Raw genomic sequence first — 5,248 nt, 5'->3', positions numbered from 1 at the left:
GGGCAGAAAGGCGGCGGCGTGAACGGTCTGGCGACGGCGGGCGTTAAGTTCAGCAGCAATGACTCGGCGCTGCATCTGGATGCCTACCAGTGGAAAGAGGACGGCATCAGCGACAGGGGCTTTATGCTCAACCTCAAAAAAGCGTTCTGAGAACAGTCAGGGGGCGCTGGCCCCCTTCTCGCCGGATGGCGCTTGCGCTTATCTGGCCTGCTAATCCCTCACTCTTATAAAGCCTGTGCCCGTAGCCAGGCTTTAATCATTATTTATCATGATAATCTGACGTATTTCATTGAGGGGAGATATCAATTATCAACAACAATGATTCATGTGTTAAATAATTACCGACCGCCCTGAGGGTCTATATGACGGCTTACAGGATAAAATTAATTATTAATTCTAAAATTACAAACAAGTGATACTTAATACATACATAAAATGCTTAAGCAAATCCCTATAACACCCTGTTTTATCAGCGGACTTAATTTTTCAATCCATACATACAAGTTATTAATTCCGTTCTGGCCTTCCGACCCTGCCTTCCCTGACCTGCCCGATAGAAATATAATAAATATCATATTGAGCCAATCACCTCTATTTCCATAAAACATGGACCGTATAATTTTTCCTGTTACAAGGACGTAAAAACAATGAAAAAGAACCTACTCTCTGTCTGTATTGCGATTGCGTTGCAGTCCGGTGCACTGCCTGCCTTCGCTGAGGAGGCGGATATCAATGATGCCTCAACGTGTCCGGAAAACATTGCCTCTTTAAGTCAGGAAGAGCAGAAAAAAGTCAGCCTGCAATGCAAGACGGACGATAACGATGAGGCGTTGCCCTGGATAGCCGCAGGCGCCGCAGCGTTTGCCACGGGTGTGGCTATCGCCTTTCACGACGACCACGATTCCCACAGTGACTCCTCCAGCACGCCAACGCCACCCGTTCCGGATGATGACGATGACGAAGACGACGGCGGCCATACCCCTACTCCGCCGGATCCAGACGATGATGACACCCCCACACCGCCTGAACCCGATACCAGCGTCACGACATTCAGCAATGGCGTGACGCTGGATAAAGGTCAGGAAACCCTCACGTTTGACGATATTAAACTGGTCGATGGAACGCACCCCGGCGACGCCACGTTCAGCTATTCACAGCAGGATAAACAGTGGCAAATCGCCACCCAGGACGGAAAAACGCTGAATGTCACTGGCTGGAACGTCACTAACGACAACGCAGCCGTCATTGAAGGCACACAGCCAAACGGCCAGTACTGGAAATATGACAGCCGGGGCTACCTGATTCTCGCCAGCAATCAAACACAGGTCATTACCGGTGACAACACCACTAACACCAGCGATCGCGGGCTGGAAATCAGTGGCGACAAAGAAATTGGTGCGATCGTTTCCGGGGATAACACCGTTAATACGCTCAGCGGGGATACCCACGTCAGCGATGGCGCGACGGGCATGGCGATCAGCGGCGATGGCACAACCAATACGATTGCGGGTAACTCCACGGTGGACGGCGCAACCGGTGCGCTGATTTCCGGTGACGATACGCAAACCACCGTGTCCGGTAATGCCTCTGTCACCGGCGGCGGTACGGGCATGATCATCGACGGTGACAATACCCTTCTGGATAACACCGGGACGACCACCGTCAGCGGCGAAGGCTCAACCGGCTCTGTCATTAACGGCAACAATACCCATGTGATTAACGATGGTCCGGTGACCGTTTCCGCTGGCGGCACAGGAGCGAGAGTTAACGGTGACGGCGCCGTTGTCGATAACATCGGCGACACCACGGCTACCGGCGCAGGTTCAGCCGCCCTGTCTATTGACGGGGATAACGTCATGGTTATCAGCGAAGGCGAGATGAATATTGCCGATGGGGCAACGGGGGCAATTATTGACGGCGATAACGCCCGCATTGTGAATACCGGGGCGTCCAGCGTCGATGGCGCAGGCTCCATCGGCACGCTGATTAATGGCAATAACGCAACCTTGACGCAGAACGGCGACATGCTGGTCACCGGCGGGGCTTACGGCGTGCTGTCCTATGGCGAAAACAGCCGGATCACCAATAAAGGGAAGACGACGGTTCGCGATGCAGATTCCATTGGTTTTTTAATCGCCGGGAATAAGAATATTTACAGCAACAAAGGCGATGTCGATATCAGCCTCAATGGCACGGGTGCGCTGATAGGGGGCGATAATACTCAGGTCACGCTGGACGGCAATATTACGGTGCATGCCGAAAAAGACAGCAATGACGTTTACCGCGGCGCAACCGGTATTAATGTCACCGGCAATCACACCAGCACGGTGATTTCCGGTAACGTCAGCGTTAACGATGTCTATGGCAGAAACGACATGGTCGCCACCGACGACACGCTGACCGGTGTGACGATAAGCGGCACCGGTAATGACATTGTTCTGGAGGGCGAGCTGCATATGCTGGTGGATGACCAGACCAGCAAAAATGGCCAGTACCTGAATACCTATGGTCTGAATATCCAGGGTGACGGCAATACCGCTAAAATCACGGGCGGTGTGGATATCGATTACACCACGAATCCGGACGCCGACTCTGCTGTCGCAACGGGGATCAATATTAACGGCGCCAGCACGGTGACGCTGAGCGGTAAATCGACGGTTAACTCCACGGCATTTATGGGGGCCAGCGTGTCGCTCGCCAACGTTGAAAACCGCGGCACGCTTATTCTGGACAAAGACTCTGAGGTTGTCGTTAATGTCACCAACCTGGACACGCCATACATTAACCACTTTGCTATTTTGCAGGCATCGGGCGCAGGCTCGACAATAGATAACAGAGGCTCGGTCATCCTGAATGGTGCTACTCCCTTGTTTCTTGCCAAAAAAGGCGCACATATTACCAACAGTGGCAAAATCACTGCCAATGAGAGCCAGCAAAATAACCGCGCCCCGCTAGCGGTCATGGAAGCCAGCGATTCAGGCACGCTGATTGAAAATAACGCGGGCGGAAGTATCGCGATAACGTCCACGCTGACACCCTCGTCTAACGGCGGTATGGTCGCGTTCCCTCTCGTATCCTATAAAAACACTTATTACGCCATGCTGGCCCATGATGGCGCAGCGGTTATGAACAATGAAGGCGCCACCATTACTTTACAGGGTGCAGGCGTTTACGGCGTATCAGCCAGTAAAGGCACGGCCATCAACGCGGGCGATATCTATCTTGATGGCTTCAAAACCACGCTGGATGACGAGGGCACTATCACCGACACCGAATACTGGGCGCCGGCAACGTTGTATCTCACCAGCGCGGGCATGGTGGCTGGCTCCACCGACAGCGGTTATGGCGATGCCACCGCGACCAACACGGGCACTATTACGGTCAACAATGCCGGGTTCGGCATGATGGCGCTTAACGGGGGTACCGCAGTAAACCAGGGTACCATTACCCTCAACGCTGACGATGGCGTAACGCAGAGCGGCGAAAATCAACTGGTCGGTATGGCAGCCCTGAATGGCGGCACGGTTATTAACGACACCACGGGCACCATCAATATCAATGCAGCTTACGGCAAACCCTTTTATGCCGACAGCAACAGCTTCGTGGTGAACTATGGCACCGTCTGTATTGGCACCGATTGTCAAGACAGCGCGAGCTGGAACCCGACCGATGAGAATGTCTCTCTGATTTATCAGGCGGGAACAATCGCAGCGGCTGGAGAGAGTGTTAATCTGCCTAAAAACGCCCTGATTATCGGTAATGTAGCTAATAGCGGTACGGTGAATAATCACAGCATTACCCTTAATGCGTCGGATACGGTTTTCACCAATACCGATACAGGCGTGATTAACAGCGCCCTGACGATAAGCGCAGGTCAGTTAAATAACGATGGCACCCTTAACGGGGTGATTACCCTCTCCGGCGGCGAAGTGAATAACAGCGGCACCGTCACATCGCGCAGCATGATTTCCGGCGGCACCATGACCAACACCGGTACGATGTCCGGGGCACGCATCACCAATGATGCTGTGCTGTATAACAACGGTGAGATGGTGCTTGGCGACAGCAGCAGCGGCAAAAACAGCTTTATGCTGGAAGTGAACAACAGCGCGCACTTTATCAACAACGGCACACTGTTGCTGGATAACAACAAAAACGCCATACATATCAACAACGCGGGCATCGTGGAAAATACCGGCTCGATGACCGCGACGGCATCCTCGCACACCGGCGTGGTGAATCTCTACGGCGGCACCGGTATGTTTAAAAATAGCGGCGAGGTTAACGTCAGCGGCGTTAGCAGCGTTGTCGACAGCTCCGGCAACGCCGGTTCAGGTGACGCCTTCTTCTGGAACGAAGCCGACGGCACGGTGAACTTTGACAAGGATAGCGGTAAAGCCGTCAACTTCACCGACAGTAACTATGTCGCGCAAAACGACGGTGTCATGAATATCAGCGGCAACAACGCTTACGGCATGTACGGCAGTAAAAATGCGCAGCTGGTTAACAACGGCACCATCAACCTGGGCACCGAAGGCACCACCGATACCGGCATGGTGGCGATGGCGCTGGATTCAGGCGCCACTGCAGATGCGGTTATTGAGAATAACGGCGCGATTAACATCTACGCCAACAACTCTTACGCCTTTAGCGTGGCGGGCAGCGGCCATCTGGTTAACAACGGTACGGTGACAATTGCTGATGGCGTGACCGGCTCAGGGATCATCAAACAGGATAACGTGACCATTGAGGGCACCGGTGACGGCGCGAACGGTCAGGTGGTGGATTACACAAATTACACCCTGCCAGAGAGCTCCGTAACCAGTCCGGCATCGACAGAGACTAACGATCTTTCCTGCTACGTGGTCGGCACCAACGCCGACGGCAGCGCCGGACAGCTGACGGTCAACAACGCCAGCCTGAACGGTGTGGGTATCAACACCGGCTTTACCGCAGGCACTGCCGATACCACCGTGACGTTCGATAACGTGGTGGAAGGTGACAACCTCACCGACGCCGATGCCATCCGGTCCACCAGCGTGGTCTGGAACGCCCAGGGCAGCACCGATGCCGACGGCAACGTTGATGTCACCATGACCAAAAACGCCTATACCGATGTGGTGACGGACGGTTCCGTCAGCGACGTGGCGCAGGCGCTGGACGCGGGCTACACCAGCAACGAGCTCTACACCAGCCTCAACCTGGGCACCACCGCCGAACTGAACAGCGCCCTGAAGCAAATCAGCGG

General features: G+C 54.0%; 1 protein-coding gene. It reads left to right on the top strand.

Annotated elements, in window-relative coordinates:
• Window positions 1–647 precede the first annotated feature (647 nt).
• Window positions 648–5,248, top strand: a 4,601-nt coding sequence (locus tag LZP96_RS23580) for a beta strand repeat-containing protein (RefSeq protein WP_258926377.1), incomplete at its 3' end; no start/stop codon positions are given.

The organism is Huaxiibacter chinensis (genome assembly GCF_022171985.1).
Taxonomy (GTDB): domain Bacteria; phylum Pseudomonadota; class Gammaproteobacteria; order Enterobacterales; family Enterobacteriaceae; genus Enterobacter; species Enterobacter chinensis_A.
The sequence above is the reverse complement of the archived record's forward strand: the minus strand, read 5'-3'. Positions and strand labels throughout refer to the sequence as shown.